This is a genomic window from Priestia sp. AB (assembly GCF_028369225.1).
In the GTDB taxonomy this organism is placed as follows: domain Bacteria; phylum Bacillota; class Bacilli; order Bacillales; family Bacillaceae_H; genus Priestia; species Priestia megaterium.
This window is the reverse complement of record NZ_JAQMYN010000007.1, coordinates 60,620-84,804: the sequence shown is the minus strand read 5'-3', so window position 1 is coordinate 84,804 and position 24,185 is coordinate 60,620. Positions and strand designations below refer to the sequence as shown.

The following is a 24,185-nucleotide window of genomic DNA, read 5'->3' as shown; positions in this document are numbered from 1 at the left end:
GAATGTACGGAAAGAGACGGGATAACATAAAAAAAGCCCGCAGTATATGTGCGCGCTTTTAAATCTGAAAACCGCGTCAACCTTCCGTGAAGATAGCTCTTCACACCACTCGCATGATGTGACAGTTCTGTTCCTGTTCGGAGACAGCCCCAGCTTAAATCAACCGAGAAGTGATCTAAACTTCGGCAATTTTTCCTTTCAAGCAACATCCTCAATGTTCTCTGCATTTCCGTTGCTTTACTATTAAAAACTGCGACCTCTACCTCATCGATTAGGATGAGGGTTTTTTATATTCATTTGACATAAAAGAAGTATACCAAATACTAAAACGATTGTCATTATAAAAAATAGATTCAGAAAATAGAAACATCTTTGAAATCTCTCGAATCTATTTTGTTACATATGGTATAATGAATGTTGTCATAATACTACATAAATATCCGAACGTACCACAGGGGGAGCCGCCGTGCTGAGAGTGAACAAATTGTTCAGACCCTTCGAACCTGTTAGTTAACGCTAGCGTAGGAATGTGGGAATAGTAGCATATATTTGCTTACTCCTGTGTAAACCGTTTGATATGAATGATTTTGATATGAATGATTCAAAAACAGGAGTGAGAAACGTGAATAAAGCATTACCTTTACAGGCTAAAATTGAAATAGCTATTTTTGCAGCATTAGCACTTCTACTTGATCTTTTGCCTTCCATTAAGATTGCAACGGCTGTGAGTATTTCGTTCTCCATGGTGCCCATTTTTATTATGTGCTTTCGCTGGGGAGTAAAAGGCGGAGCTCTATCTGGTCTATTATGGGGGCTGTTGCAGTTGGCAACAGGAACGGCTTATATTTTAACAGCGCTACAAACGTTTATTGAATATATTGTGGCTTTTGCTTTTATAGGTTTTGGAGGTATTTTTTCGCAATCTATTAAAACAAATTTAGCTAACAATAACAGATCAAAAGCTTTTGTTTTGATTGTTTTATCCCTTGTTATCGGCAGCTTCGCACGGTATGTCTGGCACTTTATTGCGGGTATTATTTTCTGGGGATCGTATGCGCCAAAGGGCATGTCCGCTCTATGGTATTCTTTTTCAATGAACGGGATTTCAATGGTAGGATCACTAATAGCCTGCTTAGTCATTCTTTCACTATTAATTCCATCCGCATCAAGAATGATTGTAACTAAATCACACTCATAATAAAAAAGACTAAATCTACCAAGATTTAGTCTTTTTTGTCATTTGTCACCTTTGTTTACACAAAAGTGTGTCAGGTTTGATAACATAGTTAGTGAAATATTCAAAAAACTGTTTTATGATAATCACCATATTCAAACGTGATAAGGGATTGATAGCATGCTACAGAAATGGATAACGAGCATAGGTTTAGATATCGGAACAAGCACAACAAAGCTGATTGTAAGCAAGCTGTTAATAGCAAATCAACAAAATCAGTTTACGCTGCCAGGCTGTCAAATTATTGATCGTCGCGTAACGTATGCAAGTTCTATCTATACCACCCCTATGCTAAACGATGTTGAAATTGATGTTCAAAGATTAACGGTACTACTAGAACAAGAGTATAAGAACGCAGGAATCTCATTAGATCAAGTGGAGGCAGGTGCTGTGATCATCACAGGAGAAACGGCCAGAAAGCAAAATGCAGAAAGTATCGTTCACTATCTAGCCGAACATGCTGGGGATTTTGTTGTTGCAACAGCCGGCGCTGAATTAGAGGGAATATTAGCAGCAAAAGGCTCAGGAGCAATAGAACGTTCTGCTGAAACAAATGCAGTAATTGCCAATATTGATGTAGGAGGAGGTACTGCTAACATCGCTTTATGTCAAAATGGAAAAGTGATAGAAACATTTACACTGCATGTAGGCGGGAGATTAATTCGACTAAATGAAGACGGTCTTGTTACCTACGTTTCGTCTCATTTAACTGAATTTTTGAAAAATAATTCTTTAACACTGCAAGAAGGTGAAAAAGCAGCATTTGAAAAGCTCTCGTCTATCTGTCAATTACTAGCTGAAGAAACCGTGAATTATGTAAAAGCGCTGAATCAAAATTCCTCGCTGCTCGTTTCTCCTCATACAAGATCTTCTATACATCCTGAAACGATCATGGTTTCAGGAGGAGTAGGAGCAATGATGGAGAAGCAAAAGCCAATAACAGTGAAGGAAGTGGCCATACACGGAGACGTTGGTCCGCTTCTAGCGTATCATTTTCAATCCATCCAAGTATCTCAAGCCTCTGAGACAACGCGCGCTACTGTAATTGGTGCTGGTATGCAAAATACAGAAGTTAGCGGATCAACCGTATACATTGGGTCGAAGCGGCTGCCGCTAAAAAATATTCCGATTATAAAGATACCGGTTCAGCAAGAAGAGACGTGGAATCCGCAGCTGTTTCAAGAAAGAGCACGAGCGGTATGTATGCAGGCTTCAACTATTTTCAGTGCAGAAGATCCCCTTGCTGCTATTGCTTTATCTCATTTTCCTTACTGCAGCTATAAGATGCTTCAAGAATTAGCAAAAATAATAAGCGATGAATTTATTGTTTGTTTTAAGGGAGCTAAGTGCCTCGTTGTTCTATGCGAACAAGATATTGCAAAAGCTTTAGGACAAGCACTAGCTAAACAGAGGAAAGAGTTAGAAATTATTTGTTTAGATCAAATTGATTTTACACACGGAGATTACATCGATCTAGGGTTACCAGTAGCTGGAGAAGCGATCTCCGTTTCCGTTAAAACGCTCGCTTTTTCATCATAATCAGCTGAACACACAAGGAGGAAACGATGTTTAAAACTACACGAATGTTAGGAGAAACATTTTCATTTTATAGCTTAAAAGAAATCATGGCCAAAGCAAACGAAGAGCGTTCTGGAGATCAGCTCGCAGGAGTTAGCGCCGAGTCAATGAAAGAACGAATGGCAGCAAAGCAAGTTCTAGCTGATATCACACTTGCTGATATCAGAAACTACCCGCTGCTCAGCGCTGATGAAGACAACATCTCGGCATTAATTGAAAGTCAGATTGATTCATCTGTTTACGACATTATTAAAAATTGGACAGTAGGGGATTTAAGAGAATACATTTTATCCGATCAGCATAGCGGAGAAGACCTTCTTGGACTTAGCAAAGGATTAAGCAGCGAAATGATTGCGGCAGCTACTAAAATTATGTCCAATTTAGATTTAATTCAAGGAGCTGCCAAGATAGAAGTGCAAACTACTTGTCAAACGACTATCGGCCAAAAAGGAGTATTGGCTTCTAGAGCTCAGCCTAATCATCCTTCAGATAACTTAAAGGGAATGAGAGCATCTCTATACGAAGCGTTAAGCTATGGAATTGGAGATGCGGTTATCGGAATTAACCCTGTTATTGATACAACGGATAATATTTACGCACTTTTAAATGAAACAAAAAATATAATCAACGAATGGTCAATTCCTACTCAAAACTGTGTATTATCACACGTAACGAGTCAAATGAGAGCAATTGAAAAAGGAGCATCAGCAGACTTGATTTTTCAAAGTTTAGCAGGTACAGAAGCTGGTAATGGTTCATTTGGAATTTCACTGTCTATGCTCGATGAAGCGACAGCGCTAATTCATGAAAAAGGAACGGCAAAAGGTCCAAACCGCTGGTATTTTGAAACAGGACAAGGTTCTGAACTGTCAGCAGAAGCTCACTATAACATTGATCAAGTAACGCTCGAAGCTAGATGCTACGGCTTAGCTCGTCACTATAAGCCTTTCTTAGTTAATACAGTTGTTGGATTTATTGGACCTGAATACTTATATAACAGCAAACAAGTTCTACGAGCTGGGTTAGAAGATCATTTCATGGGTAAAATGCACGGCCTGCCTATGGGAGTAGACGTATGTTACACCAACCACATGGATGCTGATCAAAATGATATGGATAATTTAAGTATGCTTCTGGGAACAGCTGGAGTGAACTTTGTCATAGGAGTGCCCATGGCTGATGACTGCATGCTAAACTACCAGTCTCTTAGTTATCATGACATCGCAACAGTACGTAATGTGTTAGGCCGTACCCCAACGCCGTTATTTCAAAAGTGGCTTGAAGATCAGCGTATTATGGACAACGGGCGCTTTACATCTAGAGCCGGAGACCCAACTATTTTTATGAATTTGATTTAAGGAAGGTGCTTACTATGATACCAAAGTCAAATCGCGATCCGCTTGAAATACTTAAACAATTTACCCCTGCCCGCATAGGTGTCGGACGTACAGGAACAAGGCCGCTAACAAAAGACGTTTTATCTTTTCGCACGGATCATGCTGCAGCCGTAGACTCTGTATATGGAGTAGTTGCAGAAGATATTTTAGCCGAGTTTAACCTTTTCTCTGTGAATACACGCGTGGAGTCAAAAGAACATTATTTAAAACGGCCGGATCAAGGAAGGTTATTAGCAGATAACGCTAAGAAAGAAATTTTTAAAAACTGCGTGCGGCAGCCTGATGTACAAGTAGTAGTCTCAGATGGACTGAGTGCGAAGGCAATCGAAGAAAACATAAGTGACGTGTATCCAGCTTTAATTGACTCCCTGCACTCATATGGACTTCATATCGGGACTTCATTTTTTGTAAAAGGGGGACGGGTTGCGTGTATGGATGAAATTGGCGAGATCATAAAGCCAAAAGCACTTGTGCTATTGATTGGAGAGCGACCTGGACTGGTCAGTGCTGAATCAATGAGTGCTTACATGTGCTATGAACCTAGCAAAGGCAAAAAAGAGTCTGATCGTATGGTCATTTCTAATATTCATAAAAGAGGGACGCCTCCTATTGAGGCAGCCGCACATATCGGTACCATGATTGACAAAATGATTAAGCAGCAAACAAGCGGTGTACATCTTATTGTCTAAACATCAAAAGGAGGAGAACATATGGCGTTACAAAAACAATTAAAACCTATTCATTTATGGGCTATTTCAGTGGGCATGGTTATTTCAGGACAATACTTTGGGTGGAATTACGGGTTTGAACAAGGCGGGATTATTGGGCTTGCAATTGCAACCTTAATTGTAACTGTGTTTTACACAACGTTTATGTTCAGTTATGCAGAGCTTTCAACATCTATCCCGCAAGCTGGTGGACCTTCAGCTTATGCAAGAAGAGCACTTGGACCTTTTGGGGGATATATCGCAGGAATTGCCTGCTTGCTTGAATTTATTTTTGCTCCTCCTGCTATTGCAGTGTCAACAGGAGCATACCTGCATTTTCTCATTCCAGCCGTTAACCCTGTATACGCAACGGTAGGTGCCTTTATTTTCTTTGTTTTATTAAATTTAATCGGGGTAAAAGAAGTAGCGGTGATTGAGCTTACAGCTACCATTGTTGCACTAATTGGTTTATCTATTTTTTATGTAGCTGGTTTGCCTCATGTACAAACATCGAATATTTTTAATGATTATTCATTTATTAACGGGCCAACAGGGGTACTAGCAGCTATTCCATTCGCTGTTTGGTTTTATCTGGCAATAGAAGGAGGAGCAATGGCAGCGGAAGAAGTGGAAAATCCTAAGAAAAACATTCCTAAAGGATTTATTGGAGCGATTATTACTCTAGCAACCGCAACGTTGTTTACACTATTTGTAACAGCAGGACTTGGCGGAGGAAGCGGGAAGCTAGCTGATTATCCACTTCCACAGGCGCTGTCTTCTGTATACGGAAACGGCATTTCAACGGTTGTTGCTATTATTGGATTATTCGGATTAATTGCTAGTTTAAATGGAATCATCATGGGGTTTTCAAGACAAACCTACGCGCTTGCACGAGATGGTTACTTTCCTAAATTTCTTGCTAAAACGAATAAAAAAGGAGTTCCTGTCGGGGGTTTGTTGATTCCGGGAGCAATCGGTGTGATTTGTGCTGGATCTGCCACGTTTGCCAATGCTCTTATTATCTTGTCTGTATTCGGAGCAATGATGATGTACTGCATCAGTTTAGTTTCTCTTTTTATTTTACGCAAAAAAGAACCTAACCTGTCTCGTCCTTTTAAAGTAAATTACCCGGTAGTGCCAAGCGTTGCCTTAGTATTGGGGATTCTGTGCTTATACAGCATTATAAAATACAGTGTTCTTACAACAAATTTAATGCTGTTTGGTGTTTCTCTACCTTTAATGTACGTGATTCTTGGAATTTTCCTTCTTTCAATTATTTACTATGTCTTTTATGGCTCTAGACAGCTCAAAAAAGAAGCAGCCAATTCATATCAAGAAGCATCCATTAAATAGGAAGGAAAACGGCTCGCTGTAAAGGCAAGCCGTTTTTCTTGTGAAATTAAAGGGTTGAGCGTTTTTTTGTAGAATGATATACTAGGTCTGTTTGTTGGAAGAATATACATACATTTATATTAGATAAAGAAGGGGCAATTATGATGAACAAACGTAATACAATCATTATCACGGTTGTTTCATCTATTCTGTTATCAGCCTGTCAGCAAGAAGAAACATTAAAAGACGGAAATACAATGATAGTAGAAAAAGATGCAAAAAAAGTACTAAACGAACCAAAAACACAGGTAGAAAGCATTCAATCGATTGATTTAAATAAAGAAGCAATGAGCGGGAAATTTATTACAGCCTGGATGACTGATTACTTTTCAGCGTTTGGAAAAGCAGTGGATCAAAACTCTTTTGATGATTTAAAAGCTTTTTTGAAAGCGGACAGTTCTTTTTATAAAGAGCAAAATCTTCTTGTTGAAAATTTCACACGCCAAGGCATCGAGCAGAAGAAGCAAACGTTTCATATTGTCAATTGGTATGAAGAACCTAACCATGTGTTCAAAATACAAACCCACGAGGAAAGCTTATTAAAACAGCCAGGTAAAGATCCTTATGCTAAAATTTGTGACCGCCTTTATACAGCCGTTTATCAAAACGATACGTTAAAGTTATCGAGTGTAGAACCATTTGACTTTTCATCTAAACCAAATGCAAGCACTGAAACTCCCACTACACAAACAACAGATTTACATGACTACGATGGAAAATGGACCACTGGCAATGATAACGGATCTCCTATCATTCAATTTCTTGCTACATCAAACTCGGAAGCAACGATTAAAATAAATTCGTACCAGCCACCTAGCAAAATCCGCGTGTCAACCGTTGAACAAAAAAATATTCGCTTTGAAAATAACCAAGCAGCCATTGAATATGAAAATGATGGACAAGGAAATAAAGGAACCATTGTCATTACGCTCAAAGAAAATTCCATTTCATTACTTGCTAAAACAGATCAGAATAAAAAGGCAAAGTGGGGAATTCCAAGCGGTGATTACGTGCTCGATACGTTTGAGAATTAAAGATCATTTTAAAAACAGACTAAATTCGGCATTGAGGAGGACACCTTATGCATAAAAAAAAATGGACGATTGCATTCGTTCTACTGCTGCTAATGGTTTTGACGGCCTGTGAAGAAAAAGAAACAGTTAAGTTATCCAAACCAACCGAACCTTCCTCAGATGAAGTGATCCCAAAAGATCAAGCTAAGTCATCTCTTCCGCCTGATCTTGTATCAGAAAAAAAAGCAGAAAAAACTGCGGTTGAGACGATGAACAAAATTTCAAGTACCTATAAAGAATTAGGCGAAGAGTACGAATGGGAAAATGAATCTAACCCTGCTGATTATGAAACGCTAAAAAAAGCGTTAACGCCATACGCAACTTCATCTTTAATTGCAACAAAGCTAAAAAGTATTTCTACTAATTATTACTGTAAAGAATGCAATATGAGCTTTTTTCCTGATGTAACTCATCTTATTCGATTTGAACTTATTAACAATCACGCTGGACAATTTTCGGTCTCGGCTATTGAGCCAATTAGTAAAGAAGGAAGCGGCGGACTGACCATTTACATGAATTTTAAATACGTTAATAAGCACTGGAAATTAAACGAATGGGATGAAGTTACCTATCATCAAAAATACCTCAACATTACGGCCGATGAATATATCAAATACGTAAAGTCAATTAATCCTTCTAGTGATATTTCGTATCAAGGTGAATCTACCCGCACAAATGAAAAAGGCGAAAAGGAAGAAATCTTCGTTTTCAAAGAGAATAATAAAACGTATGCTATCAGCAAAAACAGTTCTCAGCGAATCGACGATTTTAAAGAAGGTGAAAAAGAAAAAGAAGAGACGGAAGAAAAAGATTTTAATTTAAAAAACATCCAAAAAGTTGACCAAGAAACAGCGGATATTTTCATTGAACATTATTTACGAGATTTAACACAGTCCATTAACACGAATAAATTTGAACACGTACAGCCTTATATCCAGCGGGATAGTGTTTTGTGGAATGATCAAAAGCAGCTTGTGAAAATGCTGTACGAAAGAGACATTCGAGAAGAACTCGTTGATTATTCGGTATTAGACGTGGAATCTGTGAGTGAAGAAGAGAACGAAGCGGTCTATACAATTCAAACGAAAGAAGTCATTTCAATTACAACGAACGGTCAAAGTCAGGAAAAAGAGTATTATCGAACCTATACCGTTTCCTACAGCAATAAACAGCTGCACCTGACTAAAATTGAATCACTTTAAAAAACATCACGCTCTGCGTGATGTTTTTTATTTACAGATAAGTTCGCAGGATATCAAGATAATTCTTTCCGATCATCTGCTCTTGGCAGTTTTTCGATCCATCCTTTTTTGATCATTATTCGCCCAAAGGAAGAGATGATTTTTAAATCCCTTAAAATAGAAGCATCACAATGTCCGGCTACGTCTATTCTCATACTAGTTATCATAGCTGCAGCATAATATGTAGTAGCTAAATGAAACAAAAATCCTGCATGAAATACCATTAGTTTATCAGAAAAAGGGGCTACGTCAGAATTTGTAATTTCAGCATCCATCAAGCGTGGAGACTGCAGGTTTTCTTGTTGAAGTAAGGAAGAAAAAATGTTTATATTCTTACTGGCTGTGCGCAAACATTACTCCATAAAGCTATGGATATCTTTATCTTTCGTTACTTGTTTGAAGCCATTCACAAGCGCTTTAGCTGCGATACTCTTTTTTAAGTTAAGATAAATATTTCCAGCTTCCATTGGGTTCAGCTGTCTTTTATCTCCGAATAGGTCCATAACATATCCCCATTCTGTAATCGAGTGACCTCTTTCTGTTTTAGAAAAGTAGGGAGATCGTTGATAAATACCTTTCGATATAAGAATTTCAATAGATTTATTATAAAGGTCCATCGCATCAATATTGCATTGATAATAATGGTCACGTATATCTTTGCGTGCTGAAACACTAAAAGATATACTATATCCAGCTAATCCATGCATGGTCATTTCGTGTATATATACTAACCAAAAGGTGTCCGTAAACAAAGAAGGAGCATCTAGATTTACATCTTTATCAGTAAAGCCAATCGGTAAATCTAATTTTTTAGCTTTAAAAATATCTCTAAGCACGTGCAAATGTTTTTCAGTCAGTTCTAAAGTAAATTCAAAAAGAGAATAAACCTCAGAATCTTTAACCTTTGCTAACACATATTTACTAATACAAACAGACATGGTGTCTTGGATGTATTGTGCCCATAAACTTGTAATTTCTGATGACGTCAATCTATTTTTCTGATTATCCAAATTCGGTACCTCCAAATATTACTTAAACTCCTATTAGTGTTCCTAAAACATTGATGTCTAACACATTCAAAATCCTTTAGTTAACTAACGCAAGATAACTTTTCCTTATCAAGCGTTCATATGATAAAGTAGAGAAATAAGCAGAAAATAGAATTTGTTTTACACATAATGGATTTTTTTATTAAAGTCTTTAAAAACAGGCTTTCTAAATTGTGTTTTGAGAGGTTTTTAAAAACTTTTAATGGTATTTATTGCGAATCGATAAAAAATCTTTATATTCCATTCTGGATCATTTGAAAGGGATACCTTTGTTTTTAATCATTAGGAGGGGTAAAATGGAAGAATTTGAATTGTCGCCTGTGAAAAATTCGTTTCGCCAGCTAAAAGAGCAGTGGGAAGAGGCAGAGCTATTAGATGAAGATAACAATTTGAATTTAAAGCGCGTTTCAGATGAAGAGTTTATTCAGCTCTTTTTTTCAATGCGGATTATCAAAAAATCACTTTCTCCTCATACGATCAGATCTTACAATCAAGACATGAAAACGATTCTGTCTTTTTTCTACGAACGAGAGATTACATTAAAATCGATTGGATTTATGGAAGTCAAATTATTTAATGAAGAAATGATGAATCAATATGCCAATCGCACCGCTGCAAGAAAGCTAGAATTTTTTAGAAGAATGCTAGAGTTTGGACACGCTACTCATTTTTATCCTTCGCTGTATACGACGTGGATTGAAAAACCATCTATTGCAAAAGGACATTACAGCGACAAGGAAAAACAAAATCGCACCGAGTACCGAGAGCTAACTGACCGGGAAGCCCAGGTGATTGTAAATGCGTTAGAATCAGTCGTGCGCATTCGTCAGCATGAAAAGGAATTCAAAGCGCGCAATCGCTTAATGGGAATGCTTTTGTATATGAGTGGAATGCGTTCAAGTGAACTGCTGAGTTTAAATTGGGGAAGCTTCCGCGAAGACCGCCGCGGAAATTTGGTTGTAGATGTGATTGGTAAAGGAAAAAAAGAACGAACGATTCCCGTGTTTGATGATGTGAAAGAAACGCTTTTCACTTACCGGCAAGCGTTAAATGAAAGCACTGAACTAAGTCCTTTTGACACCGATCCGCTTTTTTACTCCATTAAAGAGTACTATCGTACCGGCGAAAAGAAGCGATTATCCTATACAACGTTGTATCGAACGATTAAATCAGCTGTTTATAAAGTAAAAGGAAACGCGTCTATTTCTCCTCATTGGTTTCGTCATACTTTTATTACAAACAGTTTAGCTAATGACGTTCCGCTTGCGGTTGTGAAGCAAGTAGTAGGGCATTCTTCTATTGCTACAACGAACGTTTATCTTGAAAAACTTCAAGAAGATACGGTATACGACGCGTTTCGAAAATCGGGTTATCGCTAATTACTTATAATATTTTTATGTAAACTAAAAAACATATATTTTCATTTTTACTGCTTATGCGTATGAAATAAGTTGTATAAATGAATAAGTTACTTTCCCTACAATATAATGGTAGAAAGTCGATAAAGGAGGGAGCTACCTATGACGGCTAAACATCCGCTTCACTACCATTTCGGAGAAGTAACGGAGCTTTTTCATTACATATACGAAGTTTGTGAAACAGCAGGTATTTATATTGACTGGAGCGGAACAGCCCAAACCGTTCAGCTATATCGAAGCAAAGAATCTTTTTTATCCGGAGAACGCTACATCGGAGCGATTCAGTATGAGGGAAGCAATCAGTTTCAAAAAAGATGGCCTTCTACCGTCAGTTTGAGATTTCGACGTGCGAACTTGTCGTTTATTTTAAAATATTGTTTAGAACAAATTGAAGACTACCGCAAAGACACGAACAAAGAACCCTTCATTAATCCAAATGCAGAATCCATCGCGTTTAAATTCACCTCTTTAACAGATGAAACCAAACAAGTGATTTCAAAAATCAAAGAAGTGCTATGCATCGCCAACTACGTGTAAAACCCCGCAGAATGTTAGCTGTGGGGTTTTGGGTATTTAACGCAGGTCTTCTGTGTCTTGAAGCAATTGTTCGGCGCGGTATTCAAGCTTTTGTAAAGTTTCGGTATAAATTTTCACCTGCTGCTCGTTTAATTCGGACGTTAATTCGAAAAATACCTGCTCTACAGCGGGCGTTACTTCTGTTTTTAAACGCAGGCCATCTTCTGTTATTTGAATAAAAAACGAGCGGCGATCTTCTGGATTTCTGATACGCTGAATCCAATTTTGTTTTTCTAGTAAATCTAAAATTTTAGTCAGCGTCGCTTGATCTTTATCCGCTCGTTCAGCTAATTGTTTCTGCGTACTATATTCAGCTTCTGATACGCGTTTTAAAACGGTCCACTGTTCTGGTGTAATCCCAAAAGGGCGCAAGCGTGCGGCAACTACTCTGCTTAAGCGCTTACTTGTACGAACGGTGGGAATGCCGAACATTTCTTCTAACGATTCCATATAAAACCTCCTGCATACATACATGCTGTGATTATATCAGCTGTTTTTATTTCTGTAAATTTGTTTGTAAAGAGGACGCTTTATAAAAATAAATTTACAGAATAAATTGCAAATACACTAGACTTATTGTGTGTATCCTTGTAATCTAGTGTAAGAATAGTTAAACTTTTTCAAAAACAGTAGGGGGTACACACATCCATGATTAAAGCGGTATTTTTCGACTTAGATGACACGCTACTTTGGGACCAAAAAAGCGTAAAAGAAGCATTCGTTGCAACATGTACATATGCAAGTGAGAAATATAATTTAAAACCTGAAGAACTAGAAGAAGCGGTGCGTAAGGAAGCAAGAGAATTATATGCTTCGTATGAAACCTATGAGTTTACGCAAATGATTGGCATTAATCCATTTGAAGGATTATGGGGAAATTTTTTAGACGATCATGATGAATTCCGCAAAATGAAAGATATTGTTCCTACTTATCGCAAAGAAGCTTGGACTCGAGGTCTTCGTGCCCTAGGAATTCACGATGATGCTTTTGGAGCAGAGCTAGCTGAGCGTTTTCCATTAGAGCGCCGCAAAACACCGTTTGTATACGAAGAAACGTTTGAAGTGCTTGATCAATTAAAAGGAAAGTACAAGCTGCTGCTGTTAACAAACGGTTCACCTGACTTACAAAATACCAAATTGGAGATTACATCAGAACTAGTTCCATATTTTGATGAGATTGTGATTTCAGGTGCATTTGGCCGCGGTAAACCTGATCCATCTATTTTCGACCATGCTTTATCACTTATGGATTTAAAGAAAGATGAAGCGATTATGGTTGGAGATAATTTAATGACAGATATACTGGGTTCTTCTCGCGTTGGAATGAAATCTGTATGGATTAATCGTCACGATAAAGAGCGAAATGAAGTCATTCCTACTTATGAAATTACCCATTTAAGTGAACTGCATTCAATTTTAGATGAACTAAATTCATAATACGAACAAACAAAAAAGAGGTGGAAATCGTCTCTTTTTTGTTATAGAGCGGATGTGTTTAGGTTTGAAGAAGCCAAACAAGATTATGAATTACATACAGAAAAAAACGCCTGTCTTTTGTTTTATAGAAAAAGAAGGCGTTTTTTATAAAACCATCTTGTTTCTCATAGAAAGAGTAAACGATACTTACTACAACCCTTGAATAAAAAGAAGGAATATACAAGGGAAGCGGAGCAAATGATAGACACAAAAAGAAAAAGAGAATAGACATAAAGCGCGTTAGTGTAGTCAAGTTCAAAAAGAACGTGTATCATTGTAACTGCTGGTAACAAAAGATAGACATAAAATATAAATAAAAAAGTTATGAGAAAGGAAAAGGTGCGTACATCACGTTAAAGACATATGAATCATAATAATACAAAAACAACTACTGAATTTAGTAATAAAAAAATAAATATACATTTAAATAGAAAGCTATCAGCGGCTATTATAGCTATGGTTCTTTTCGCTTTGCTTTTTTGTTTTATACCAGGTATAAAAGAGTCAATTCCCAATTTTTCTATTAAAAAAACCAGTCCGCATTTCGTTGATTTATTTCCTTTATACCTTTTGTTTTTTACACCCTTCTTTTTAATAATGGGGACTTTAGGCACGGTGATCGTTGATTTATTAGTCAGTGCGTTTGTAAAAGACCGTAGTAAAAAAATTGATTTTATCATGTCATTCATATTCCACGCCATTTTTGGGTTGTTAATGTTTGAATTCGGAATGATAGGCGTCATTCTTATTTTTATTGTTGATCGTATTCTTTCAATCCGTAAAAAAAACTACTCTTATTTATATCCACTGGGTTGCTTAGTACTGTCGGCCATTATTGGAACTCTCGTCTACTTCATTTTTACTATCGTATAATAAAAAATAACAAAAAAGAGACCCAATTGTTAGACTATACCTAACTTTTTAGGGTCTCTTTTTTGTTTTTTCTTGAAAGTTTGATTTATTTACTATGCTATCGTTTGATAAATCAAAAAGATATTTAAACAAATGACTAATGCAGCTATCACCCAAGCTACAGTAGTTGTTGCTTTATGATTAACCAACCCGCCCATGATTTTTTTGTTGCTTGTAAACATGATAAGAGGAACAAGCGCAAATGCAATTCCGAACGATAAAATAACTTGACTGACAACTAGTGCACTTGTTGGATTTACACCAAACCCGATAATCAAAAGCGGCGGAATAATTGTAATGAACCGGCGAAGATATAAAGGAATTCTGCGTTTAATAAATCCTTGCATGATGACATCTCCAGACATTGTTCCGACCGAAGAACTTGAAAGTCCTGAAGATAATAATCCAACTCCGAACGCAATAGCTGCAAAGGGACCAATTAAATGTTCAAATTGTGTAAAAGCCACGTCCAAATCTTGCACGTTTAGTCCGTTTTTAAAGAATAGAGCGGCTGCGACAATCAGCATGCTTGCATTAATTGCACCAGCGATAATCATAGCAATCACAATATCAATAAATTCAAAGCGGAAAATCGCTTTTTTCTCCGATTCTGTAGTTCCTACCACGCGGCGCTGCGTAAGAGCTGAGTGCAAATAAATCGCGTGTGGCATAACTGTAGCACCTAAAATCCCAGAAGCTAGCAGCACGCTGTCTGTTCCGTGAAACTGAGGGACAAATAAGCCGTGGACAACACTTGCGCCGTCTGGATGCGCAAGAAACATTTGAGTCCCAAAAGCTAATACCACAATAAAAACCATCGCCGCAATCGCTGCTTCTAGCAGTCGAACACCTCGTCTTTGTAACTCTAAAATAGCAAAAGAACCTACCGCTGCGATAAGTGCAGCTGGGAACAAAGGAATATGAAATAATAAATAAATTCCAAGAGCAGCCCCAATAAATTCTGCTAAATCCGTCGCCATAATGACCAATTCTCCTTGGATCCAAAGTCCAAAAGAAACGAAGGACGGGAAGTGTTCCTGTGCTATCTCGGGTAAATTCAAGCCCGTTGCAATCCCTAATTTAGCTGATAACGATTGAATTAAGACAGCCATTAAGTTAGAAATTAATACAACCCAAAGCAGCATGTATCCGTATTGAGAGCCTGCTGCAATGTTAGTAGCAAAATTACCTGGGTCGATATAAGCAACCGCTGCGATAAAAGCAGGCCCTAAGAAAGGCAATAATCGCTTAATTCCTTTTGTTTTACCCGACAATACGTCTTGAGCACTTAGCTGCATAGCCGATAATGCTTTACTGCCGTTTTGATCTTTCATGTCTAGTGCTCCTTTCTTTGATGAACAATAAATAGCCCAAGCTAATTTTTTTATATGAAGTATAAAATGTTTCCTTAATGCAAATTATATGCTAGCAAAGGTTCTTTTGACAATAAAAAAGTTTAGCAAAAAATATAGATCATCTTCAGCTGTTTTTTATCCCGTTTGGCACAATTCTTTAAATGCACAGCCGTGACAGGAGGCAGGCGTATCTGTTTGAGGGAAATGCTCAAGCGGAAGAGGCTGATTTACCTCTGAGTCTTCCAAAAAATTTTTCATATAATCAATACTTGTATCAACTTGCTGAAGAATAGCTTCAATTTCATGAAGAGTAAGCTGATACGTACGCGCACTGCCTGAAAGCAAGTATTCGTTTCGGACTTTTATCTGATCAACGGAAATATTATATTCGGCTAGCACGTAGAGGGCGTATATCGCCAGTTGAAACAAATCATCTTTTGTTTGTTTACTTGTTTTCCAATCAACAATCGTAAATTCGTCTGTGACTGGATTTTTAAAAAGAGAATGAAAAGGCGCATATACTTTATGATCATACACATTTATAGAACGAAATGACTGATGAGGCTCCACTTCTAAAAAAGGTGAAGATACGATGTCGCCAAACGATTTACTTTGTAAAAAGTGATGTACACAAATGTGTACCCGTTTTTGCATGTCTTTAAGATCTTTTTTAGAAATATAGCCGTTTTCATAGAATTCTAAAAGCATCTTATACTGAGCAGGCTTATGATACCAAAGCTCTCCATAGTCAGTAGAATCACGCAGTGCGTTATTTAGTAGCTGCTGCGCTTTCTCCGTTAAGTTCTGTTCATCCGGGACAATCTGTGTAGAGGTATAGTCAGAAATGGCCTCTGTAATCACTTGACGAACGGCTTGTCCGGCGTACATAGATAAAGTGGAAACCTTTTTTAGACGATAAGCGCTCTGAGACTGAGCAGAAGCGCTGTCAAGCCATCCGTTATGTGAGACATAATAATGATATGCATACTTTCGTTTGCATTGTGTGACCATTTTATGCCTGGAGTATGACCATGAAAATTCAGGGAAATCAGTGATTTGAAACAAGCTATTCACATCCTTTTTCAAAAACTGCGCATAGGTTGGTCTATTAGTATATTCGTACTTGAGTTAAAATAGACTATAGCTACGCATGCATATTATTTTGTGGATTCTCGCGAAATATGTATAAATAGAAAAAAACTATTTAAAAATTGATTGCTTTTTTCTGTGACGGATGTTATATTAATAAAGCGATGAGCTAATTTGTGTAAGTCGAAGGACATGCTTTCGAGCTAAACGTGTGAATGTGGTCACACGGTCCCCGCCACAAACGCATCAAAGACGTCCTGCGTGGACGTCTTTTTCATTTTATAAAAAAGAGAGCGCTATCGCTCTCTTTTTTTGTGGGATTATTTTCTGAAAAAGTTAAGGGTTGTTATTTGAATGCTTTCACTATGTTTTTAATACTTCTTTTTTATTCCACACATCGTTTCCTGCTTGCAACAAGAGTTTTCTTATCCGATTTTCTCGACCAAACGTAAATATATAAAAACTTACTGTATTTGCACATTTGCCGCATATTGCATTGTTCCTCTTGTAGAGTTAATCGCAATATCAACAACGTACAAACCTTGATTTTCAGGAACCTTAAATTCATTATTTTTGACAAACAGCTTGGTTTTTTCACCGTTATCTCTCCATATATGCACACTCACACTACGAATATAAGCACCGTCTAAGTTCGAAAAATGGAGCTTAACCAATTGTTGCTGCTTCAATGGGATACTTTTTTGCTGCAATATGTATGTATATAAATCATATACATTTATTTCTTTTTTTGTTGTTGACCGGCCGTTTGACCAGTTAATAGAACCTTTGTGAAGGTAATAGGTATGTTCGTTGACCGCAAGCACAGCTTCAGGTTTGTTTTGATCGTATTCTTCCTCTAGAAAGAAAGCACTGTTCTTAAGTAAAAGTAAGAAGAACACCATAACAGCTCCTAGACCGCTTAAGACATATACACCACATTTTGTGGGTTGTACTTTCATAATAAATTCCTTTCACAGACCAATAATTAAGGAGGATAGGTACATAAAATTTCCACTTTTTCTATTTTAAACGATTACAAGTAAAATTACATTTATTGCTTTCTTTCTTCATGAAAAACAGGATAATAGTCATATGTTTTCTATAAAAGGTCTACTTAGATCAAAATCAAACCCATAGAAAAGGAAGATAATTGGAAATTAAAAGAGGGAATCTAAAAAATTTACAGAAGTTGATAAGTGATTTAAAATTATACAGAGGAAAAAAGCATTTCAAAAAAAAGGAGATTAGTAGGTTTTTTGTTCTACTTCGGCTTCTTAAAAAGTCGTATTTTTCGTAAGAAACTGTAAAGCTATATTTTATAATGGTGAACCAATACATATACAAACAAAAGGGACACACAAAAAGGGGGATCAGCATGCAAATTAGAGAACTAGAATTACATGATGCTGCAAACTTTGTAGATTTGCTTAAACAGATTGAAGAAGAAAGTAAGTTTATGCTGTTTGAAAGCGGAGAGCGAAAGCTGAGCACAGATCAGCAGGAGAAAAACATCGAAATCTTTAAGCAGCAGCCAAACTCTACGATTATTGTAGCAGAAGAAAACGAGATGCTTGTGGGATATATAGCGGCAACAGGGGGGGAAGCTAACCGGAACGCTCACATCGCTTCTCTAACATTAGGTATTCGAAAGACGTTTCAAAATCAAGGGATTGGGACAGCTTTAATCGGTGCACTTGAAGAATGGGCGAGAGAACACCATATTCATCGTCTTGAACTTACAGTCGCTATACAGCATGAAAAGGCTCTTTCTTTATATGACAAAGTAGGATTTGAAATTGAAGGAACAAAAAAACATTCACTGCGAATTGGCGGTTTGTTCATTGATGAGTACTATATGTCTAAATTGCTCAACTAAAAAAGAAACGACGTTTAAAGACGCCGTTTCTTTTTTTAGCTTCCTCTATAAATTTGGTATCCCCACGGTGACACAAGCAAAGGGACGTGATAATGTTCTTGTTCAGAAGACAATCCGACTCGAACAGAAACTTGATTTAAAAAGGGCGGATTTGTTGTTTGGACCTCTTGTTTTTTATAATATTCCCCGATATGAAACAGAAGTTCATAATCTCCTGATTCAAACGCTTCAGAAGAGAAGAGCGGAGTTACTAACCTCCCGTCTTCATTTGTAGTACCCTGTGAAATTTTTATTCGTTTACTTTCCGACTGAATATGATAAAAATCAACTTTGACAAAAGCAGCCGGACATCCGTGGGTAAGATCTAAAATATGCGTTGTGATTTTAGTCATGCTCGTTTCTTTGTCTCCTTATCTTCAGTAATTTTATCAGTTAAGCGAAAGAAAGCAATTTTATATACTTCTTCTAACGCTGTATCAAACTCTGTTTGCTCGGTATTTAGTAAACGACTTTGCATTGCCTCGTAGATATCTTCTTTTTGTTTGCCTCGTACTGCCAAAATAAAAGGAAAAGGAAACTTCTCCATATACGTTCCATTGAGAGAAGAAAACTGTTCATACTCATCTTGCGTTAAGTTTTGTAAGCCTGCTTTGGTTTGTTCTTCAGTAGAAGCAGATGTCATGGCAATATTTTCACCTAGATTTGGATGAGCTTGCAGCAGCTTCAGCTGTTTTTCTACAGATGCTTGCGCTACAATTTCTTTCATCATGCCGTGAAGTTGTTCAACGGAAGAGAAAGGGCCTTTAGAATAAGCCTCTTCTGCAACCCAAGGTGAATGTTCAAATATATCACCAACTAGTGAAACAAAATGCTGCTTGCTAAGCTGATTTACATACTGCACGGATACGTTATTCATACTACACCACCTTTATTTTATTTCTGAATAATCTGTCTTCTCCAAAGAGACAGAAGGTACTTTTCGTTCAATTGCTGCGTTAAAAAAGAGATTTAATAAAATGGCAGCCAAACTTCCCATGATAACTCCATCACTTACAATTACGCGCAAAGCATTTGGGAGCTGAGCGAATAAATCAGGTACCACCGTTACACCAAGGCCGAGTGAAAGAGAGCACGCAATAATCAGCAAATTTTCTTGTTTAGACAAATCAACAGCACTTAGCATTTTGATGCCTGATGAAATAACTAAACCAAACAACACAACCATTGCTCCTCCTAAAACAGGGGTGGGAATAATGGTTGTAAAAGCAGCTATTTTCGGAACAAGCCCCAGTAATACGAGAATGAAGCCGGCTACTACCACTACATTTTTTGTTTTCACTTTCGATAATTGAACCAGTCCTACATTCTGAGCGAATGTATTGTAAGGGAAAGCATTAAATAGCCCTCCAAGAACAATGGCGATTCCTTCGGCACGGTAGCCTTTTGTAAAATCCTTTTCCGTTAATTCCCGATCACACAGCTTTCCTAACGCTAAAAATACGCCTGTAGACTCAATAATAATGACCAAGCATACGAGAATCATTGTTAAAATAGGGCCGATTTCAAAAGTGGGCATCCCAAAATAAAAAGGAGTGGGAACGTGCAGCCAAGAAGCTTCATTAAAATTAGTGAAATCAACTTTTCCCATTAATACAGCGGCTATTGTTCCGGCTACAATTCCAATCAACACAGAAAGAGAACGAAGAAAACCGCTGAAAAATCGATTTAAAATTAAAATAAGCGCTAGAACACCAAAAGAAAGAAGAAGATTAGAAAGAGAACCAAAATCTTTGCTTCCCACCCCTCCTGCCATATTTCGGACAGCGGATGGTACAAGCGATAAACCAATCATCGTCACAACCGTTCCGGTGACAACGGGAGGGAAAAATTTAATAATTTTGCCTAAAAAACTTGCTGCCAGTACGATGAAAATACCACCGGCAATAATCGCTCCGTAAACAGCGCTAATTCCATATTGAGTTCCAATTTCAATCATAGGAGTCACCGCTACAAATGAGCTTCCGAGTACAACAGGAAGACCAATACCAAACCACCTGTTCGTCCATGCCTGCAGCAGCGTAGCTAGTCCGCATGTTAGTAAATCAATGGCCACAAGATAGGATAAGTCATGGGTATTTAAATTCAATGCGCGCCCCACCATCAGCGGAACGAGAATGGCACCGGCATACATAGCAAGTACGTGCTGTAATCCCAATGAAGCTAGCCGAAACGGTCGATTTTGGTTATTCACCTAAAAACCTCCTTTAATTATATCACATGTAATGTCAATAAATATTACATTTATAATGATATATTAATAGTAAAATGTTTTTTAAGGGATGTCATTAGTTAAGTTGACTAAAAACAAAGGATTCGATATCTACTTTTTTACAATATATAGAGAAGCAGGTAAGCTATCTTGTAAAAAGATGTTACATTAATTTTTGGTACCAACTCTTAATAGTAAGTGATATAATTTTTGTATATATTTTCAAATAATAGAGGGAAGAGGAAATGTTTATGTATAATCTTGCGGCTCACGTATGTAAATTTTTATTAAAAAGAAGAGGTAAGCTTTACATAAGGAATAAAGAGTCTTTACCAACAGACACAGGTTTTGTGATCGCTTGTTCGCATAAGGGATGGGTAGACGTTGTAGCGCTTGGTGCGGCTATTTTGCCTCACCAAATTCATTTTATGGCAAAAAAGGAGCTTTTTAATCATATACTCACTAGTAATGTATTAAAAAAACTCAACGCATTCCCAGTAGATCGTAACAACCCGGGACCCAGCAGCATTAAAACACCTATTAAATTAGCAAAAGAAGGACATATCGTCGGGATTTTTCCTAGCGGCACGCGAACAGAGGAAGACGTTCCCTTAAAAAGAGGAGCAGTCACTATAGCGAGTATAGCAAAGGTTCCTATTGTACCCGCGGTTTACAAAGGACCCGCAAATGTAAAAGAACTATTTTCGAAGGTTCCTATTGTTATCTCCTTTGGAAAACCTATCTACCTTGGAGAAGATAAACTGACAAAAGATCGCCTTGCCGACGTGTCAAACCATTTAACAGCTTCAATTCGTGCGTTAGAGGAAACAGCAAGATAACTTCATAGCGGAGGTGCATCATGAAGGATTGGGTACAGAGAAAGTTAAACAATGTAATTAGTGATGATGTGCAGGCAAAAATGAAAGAAAAGATGGCTGAAAGCGGGGTAACCGTTCCTATATCCGCTTCTATGCTCATGCGAATTTTTCAAAAGCAAATGACAAAGCAAGATCAAATTCAGCAATTCTCTATTTCATTTCAAGACTCCTATATTCACGTGAATGGAATTATTAAAAAATTTCTGGTGAGAATTCCATTTTCCATTGTGCTAGAACCTCTTGAGGCAAAAGAACGTACGCTTCTATTCAAAATCCATGAAATGAAACCTCTTAATCAAAATTGGATCAACTATCGAATTTTTCACAAGCCGCCTGTTACTACGTATGAAGAAAAACAAATTCATATCAATCTCAATGAAATTGATAAAGTGAAGGTCATTCCAGTAGGGAAAATCAAACAATTTTCAATACAAGATGAAAAGCTTCGAGTGAAAATTGGTTTATAAATAGTTATAAATAAAATGTAGAAATAGTTTTTTTAGAAAGAAAACCTTTTCAATTCAGCACTTAATTCGATTAGGTGCTATTTCTTTATAATTTTTATAAAATTTTTAGAATTTTTCGTCTCTAACTATTGTGACACTCTTCCCTAAAGTTGTACAATGTAACTTATATAGAGGTTTAAGCGAAAAACCCGTAAATATAAAGAGCAAGGAGAAACAACTATGACAACTTATTCAATCGATGTAACACTAAGTCAAACAAAAAAAGAAAAGCCCCAATCTGATCAATTGCAATTCGGGAAAGTCTTTACGGACCATATGTTCATTATGGATTATACAGAAGGCCAAGGATGGCACGATGCTCGTATTGTCCCTTATCAACCTATTACATTAGATCCGGCATCCATGATTTTTCATTATGGGCAGTCTGTTTTTGAAGGACTAAAAGCATATGTAACAAAAAAAGAGCAAGTATTATTATTTAGACCAGATGAGAACTTCAAACGTTTAAATAAATCAAACGATCGTCTTTGTATTCCTCATGTTGATGAAAACTTAGCGCTAGAAGCGTTAAAGCAGCTGATTAAAATTGACCGCGAATGGATTCCTACTGCTGAAGGTACATCACTATACATTCGACCGTTTGTCATCGCAACAGAGCCTTACTTAGGAGTAGCGCCATCTGACCGCTATCAATTTATCATTATTCTTTCTCCAGTTGGTTCATATTACAAAGAAGGGATTGCTCCTGTAAAAATTGCGGTTGAAAGCGAATTTGTTCGTGCTGTAGCCGGAGGGACAGGGACGGCTAAAACAGGCGGAAACTATGCTTCAAGCTTAAAAGCTCAGCAGCTTTCTGACTCAAAAGGCTATTCACAAGTACTGTGGTTAGACGGAGTTGAACGCAAATACATTGAAGAAGTAGGAAGCATGAATATTTTCTTCAAAATCGATGGAGAAGTAGTAACGCCATCTGTGAACGGAAGCATTTTGGAAGGAATTACGCGTAAATCTATCATTGAGCTGCTAAAACACTGGGATATGCCTGTAACTGAGCGCCGTATTTCTATGGAAGAAATTAAGCAAGCTTATTCCGCAGGCAAACTAGAAGAGGCATTTGGAACAGGTACAGCTGCGGTTATTTCTCCAATTGGCGAACTATTTTGGAATAACGAGAAAATGGTTATCAACGATGGAAACACGGGAGAAGTATCACAAAAACTGTATGACACTCTAACAGGTATTCAAAATGGTACAGTGGAAGATCCATTCGGCTGGGCAGTGGAAGTAGAATAAATTTCGGTAATCGAATATCTTTTTACGTAAAAGAAGCGGGACAGCTCCCGCTTCTTTTTTTGTTTGTTACCAAATAGTCCAAAAGAAACAATTTATTTTTTGGATATTTAGAACTATTTATATACTTTTATTGTAAAATAAAAGTATAATTATCCTTATAAAAGTAATACTTTGTCTTTATTGAAATTCGCAGCTTATTCTTTATAAGGGGGAGAACAAAATGCTTTTTTTATCACATGATGAAAAAATTAAACAGCTGGCTTCACACTTAGCTGAACGACTCGAAAGAGAATTAAGCCAAGAAACCTCAGATGAACAAATGCACGTGCTCATCGGCTATTTGTTTGCTTCTCATTTAATCGAGCACCGTCCTACGGGTTATTACGTAAGGTCTCAATACCCTGAGCAACTAAAAGATTTATATGAAACTTTACACGTCCATCAATAAATTATCTCTTCCTCTTTTGTCCTATATCGTGTAGAATTTTGGAAAATATATGATTTTCTAGTTGATGGCAGAGCTAGGATATAGCGTGGTATGGCATTTACCTTTAAATGATTAAGTAATGGCTTTAGAGGTGAATAATGTTAGCGCAAATCAAAGAAATGAGTTTAGATAAAAATCGTCGTAATCCACATTACCGCGTGTTGTTGCAGTGTCCAGACGGGAGTGAACTATCCATTCACTTTAATTATACATACCGATCAAAAACATATTGGTCAAGAGATGTATATTACAACAATGTTCATAAAAAATCTCAGCTTGCTTGGTATACCCAAAGCGTAGAGGAAATGACTGCTCAGCAGTTTCTTGAAGAGCTAGGAGCTATCGTAAATGAACATTTCAACTTTACACCGCGACGATAACCAAAAAAGCACCCCTTCATATAGGGCGCTTTTTTTGG

The 24,185-nt window shown here is 37.3% G+C and carries 26 protein-coding genes and 2 riboswitches; of the genes, 17 read left to right on the top strand and 9 right to left on the bottom strand.

Annotation, left to right across the window (positions count from 1 at the left end; translation table 11 throughout):
* Positions 1-85 precede the first annotated feature (85 nt).
* Positions 86-270, bottom strand: a riboswitch (Lysine riboswitch).
* Between the two features lie 174 nt (positions 271-444).
* Positions 445-545: riboswitch (TPP riboswitch) on the top strand.
* A gap of 32 nt (positions 546-577) precedes the next feature.
* From thiT to POF52_RS20610, 7 genes are all read left to right on the top strand, one after another.
* Entirely contained in the window at positions 578-1,198 is a 621-nt protein-coding gene (gene thiT / locus POF52_RS20640) for an energy-coupled thiamine transporter ThiT (protein ID WP_416433875.1), read from the top strand.
* A 156-nt stretch (positions 1,199-1,354) separates the two neighbouring features.
* Positions 1,355-2,773 (top strand): ethanolamine ammonia-lyase reactivating factor EutA, encoded by a 1,419-nt coding sequence (locus POF52_RS20635; protein ID WP_271994513.1) that lies wholly within the window; start codon positions 1,355-1,357, stop codon positions 2,771-2,773.
* A gap of 26 nt (positions 2,774-2,799) precedes the next feature.
* Positions 2,800-4,170, top strand: a complete 1,371-nt coding sequence (locus POF52_RS20630) for an ethanolamine ammonia-lyase subunit EutB (RefSeq protein WP_271994511.1) — start codon at positions 2,800-2,802, stop codon at positions 4,168-4,170.
* A 14-nt stretch (positions 4,171-4,184) separates the two neighbouring features.
* Positions 4,185-4,898, top strand: a complete 714-nt coding sequence (gene eutC, locus POF52_RS20625; protein WP_271994509.1) for an ethanolamine ammonia-lyase subunit EutC — start codon at positions 4,185-4,187, stop codon at positions 4,896-4,898.
* A gap of 21 nt (positions 4,899-4,919) precedes the next feature.
* Positions 4,920-6,269, top strand: coding sequence for an ethanolamine permease (gene eat / locus POF52_RS20620; RefSeq protein ID WP_271994507.1), 1,350 nt, complete (start codon positions 4,920-4,922; stop codon positions 6,267-6,269).
* Positions 6,270-6,409: 140 nt separating this feature from the next.
* On the top strand, positions 6,410-7,342 hold the full coding sequence (locus POF52_RS20615; protein ID WP_271994504.1) for a TcaA NTF2-like domain-containing protein: 933 nt from the start codon (positions 6,410-6,412) through the stop codon (positions 7,340-7,342).
* A 47-nt stretch (positions 7,343-7,389) separates the two neighbouring features.
* Entirely contained in the window at positions 7,390-8,583 is a 1,194-nt protein-coding gene (locus tag POF52_RS20610) for a TcaA NTF2-like domain-containing protein (protein ID WP_176585437.1), read from the top strand.
* Between the two features lie 53 nt (positions 8,584-8,636).
* Here the strand turns inward: POF52_RS20610 and POF52_RS20605 are convergent, their stop codons facing one another.
* Both POF52_RS20605 and POF52_RS20600 read right to left on the bottom strand, forming a co-directional pair.
* On the bottom strand, positions 8,637-8,972 hold the full coding sequence (locus POF52_RS20605; RefSeq protein WP_271994502.1) for a DUF3231 family protein: 336 nt from the start codon (positions 8,970-8,972) through the stop codon (positions 8,637-8,639).
* A gap of 3 nt (positions 8,973-8,975) precedes the next feature.
* On the bottom strand, positions 8,976-9,632 hold the full coding sequence (locus tag POF52_RS20600; protein ID WP_271994500.1) for a DUF3231 family protein: 657 nt from the start codon (positions 9,630-9,632) through the stop codon (positions 8,976-8,978).
* Between the two features lie 335 nt (positions 9,633-9,967).
* Here POF52_RS20600 and POF52_RS20595 point away from each other — a divergent pair, with 335 nt between their 5' ends.
* Positions 9,968-11,050: a tyrosine-type recombinase/integrase gene (locus POF52_RS20595; protein ID WP_271994498.1), complete on the top strand. Its 1,083-nt coding sequence runs from the start codon at positions 9,968-9,970 to the stop codon at positions 11,048-11,050.
* A gap of 141 nt (positions 11,051-11,191) precedes the next feature.
* Positions 11,192-11,626 (top strand): hypothetical protein, encoded by a 435-nt coding sequence (locus POF52_RS20590; protein WP_013083346.1) that lies wholly within the window; start codon positions 11,192-11,194, stop codon positions 11,624-11,626.
* 36 nt (positions 11,627-11,662) lie between these two features.
* On the opposite strand, the gene POF52_RS20585 is transcribed toward POF52_RS20590, so the two are convergent.
* A complete protein-coding gene (locus tag POF52_RS20585; protein WP_013083345.1) occupies positions 11,663-12,115 on the bottom strand; it encodes a MarR family winged helix-turn-helix transcriptional regulator in 453 nt (150 codons plus the stop codon).
* 198 nt (positions 12,116-12,313) lie between these two features.
* On the opposite strand from POF52_RS20585, the gene POF52_RS20580 reads away from it, so the two are divergent.
* Both POF52_RS20580 and POF52_RS20575 read left to right on the top strand, forming a co-directional pair.
* Positions 12,314-13,102: an HAD family hydrolase gene (locus tag POF52_RS20580; RefSeq protein ID WP_271994493.1), complete on the top strand. Its 789-nt coding sequence runs from the start codon at positions 12,314-12,316 to the stop codon at positions 13,100-13,102.
* 654 nt (positions 13,103-13,756) lie between these two features.
* A complete protein-coding gene (locus tag POF52_RS20575) occupies positions 13,757-14,014 on the top strand; it encodes a hypothetical protein (RefSeq protein ID WP_230586552.1) in 258 nt (85 codons plus the stop codon).
* Between the two features lie 92 nt (positions 14,015-14,106).
* Here POF52_RS20575 and POF52_RS20570 read toward each other — a convergent pair whose 3' ends face one another.
* The 3 genes from POF52_RS20570 to POF52_RS20560 all read right to left on the bottom strand — a co-directional run bounded on the left by POF52_RS20570 (position 14,107) and on the right by POF52_RS20560 (position 17,456).
* Positions 14,107-15,387, bottom strand: a complete 1,281-nt coding sequence (locus POF52_RS20570) for an Nramp family divalent metal transporter (protein ID WP_013057219.1) — start codon at positions 15,385-15,387, stop codon at positions 14,107-14,109.
* A 156-nt stretch (positions 15,388-15,543) separates the two neighbouring features.
* On the bottom strand, positions 15,544-16,482 hold the full coding sequence (locus POF52_RS20565; protein WP_271994824.1) for a PD-(D/E)XK nuclease family protein: 939 nt from the start codon (positions 16,480-16,482) through the stop codon (positions 15,544-15,546).
* Between the two features lie 479 nt (positions 16,483-16,961).
* Complete coding sequence (locus tag POF52_RS20560; protein WP_271994489.1) at positions 16,962-17,456, bottom strand: hypothetical protein; 495 nt, start codon at positions 17,454-17,456, stop codon at positions 16,962-16,964.
* Positions 17,457-17,872: 416 nt separating this feature from the next.
* Between POF52_RS20560 and POF52_RS20555 the strand changes: the two genes are divergently transcribed.
* Positions 17,873-18,373: a GNAT family N-acetyltransferase gene (locus POF52_RS20555; protein ID WP_013083340.1), complete on the top strand. Its 501-nt coding sequence runs from the start codon at positions 17,873-17,875 to the stop codon at positions 18,371-18,373.
* 35 nt (positions 18,374-18,408) lie between these two features.
* Here the strand turns inward: POF52_RS20555 and uraH are convergent, their stop codons facing one another.
* The 3 genes from uraH to POF52_RS20540 are packed head-to-tail and all read right to left on the bottom strand — an operon-like array spanning position 18,409 to position 20,624.
* The gene (gene uraH / locus POF52_RS20550) at positions 18,409-18,765 is read right to left on the bottom strand and encodes a hydroxyisourate hydrolase (protein ID WP_211078977.1); all 357 of its coding nucleotides are present in this window, start codon (positions 18,763-18,765) and stop codon (positions 18,409-18,411) included.
* Positions 18,762-19,289: a 2-oxo-4-hydroxy-4-carboxy-5-ureidoimidazoline decarboxylase gene (gene uraD, locus POF52_RS20545; RefSeq protein WP_271994483.1), complete on the bottom strand. Its 528-nt coding sequence runs from the start codon at positions 19,287-19,289 to the stop codon at positions 18,762-18,764. Before uraD ends, uraH begins: the two co-directional genes overlap by 4 nt.
* 12 nt (positions 19,290-19,301) lie before the next feature.
* Entirely contained in the window at positions 19,302-20,624 is a 1,323-nt protein-coding gene (locus tag POF52_RS20540; protein WP_271994481.1) for a nucleobase:cation symporter-2 family protein, read from the bottom strand.
* 269 nt (positions 20,625-20,893) lie between these two features.
* Here POF52_RS20540 and POF52_RS20535 point away from each other — a divergent pair, with 269 nt between their 5' ends.
* The 5 genes from POF52_RS20535 to POF52_RS20515 all read left to right on the top strand — a co-directional run bounded on the left by POF52_RS20535 (position 20,894) and on the right by POF52_RS20515 (position 24,147).
* A complete protein-coding gene (locus POF52_RS20535) occupies positions 20,894-21,481 on the top strand; it encodes a lysophospholipid acyltransferase family protein (protein ID WP_098804737.1) in 588 nt (195 codons plus the stop codon).
* Between the two features lie 20 nt (positions 21,482-21,501).
* Positions 21,502-21,987 (top strand): hypothetical protein, encoded by a 486-nt coding sequence (locus POF52_RS20530; RefSeq protein WP_057273249.1) that lies wholly within the window; start codon positions 21,502-21,504, stop codon positions 21,985-21,987.
* 219 nt (positions 21,988-22,206) lie between these two features.
* Entirely contained in the window at positions 22,207-23,280 is a 1,074-nt protein-coding gene (locus tag POF52_RS20525) for a branched-chain amino acid aminotransferase (RefSeq protein WP_271994477.1), read from the top strand.
* Between the two features lie 220 nt (positions 23,281-23,500).
* Positions 23,501-23,728 (top strand): hypothetical protein, encoded by a 228-nt coding sequence (locus POF52_RS20520; protein ID WP_029321985.1) that lies wholly within the window; start codon positions 23,501-23,503, stop codon positions 23,726-23,728.
* 137 nt (positions 23,729-23,865) lie between these two features.
* Entirely contained in the window at positions 23,866-24,147 is a 282-nt protein-coding gene (locus POF52_RS20515) for a hypothetical protein (RefSeq protein WP_271994474.1), read from the top strand.
* Positions 24,148-24,185: the final 38 nt, after the last annotated feature.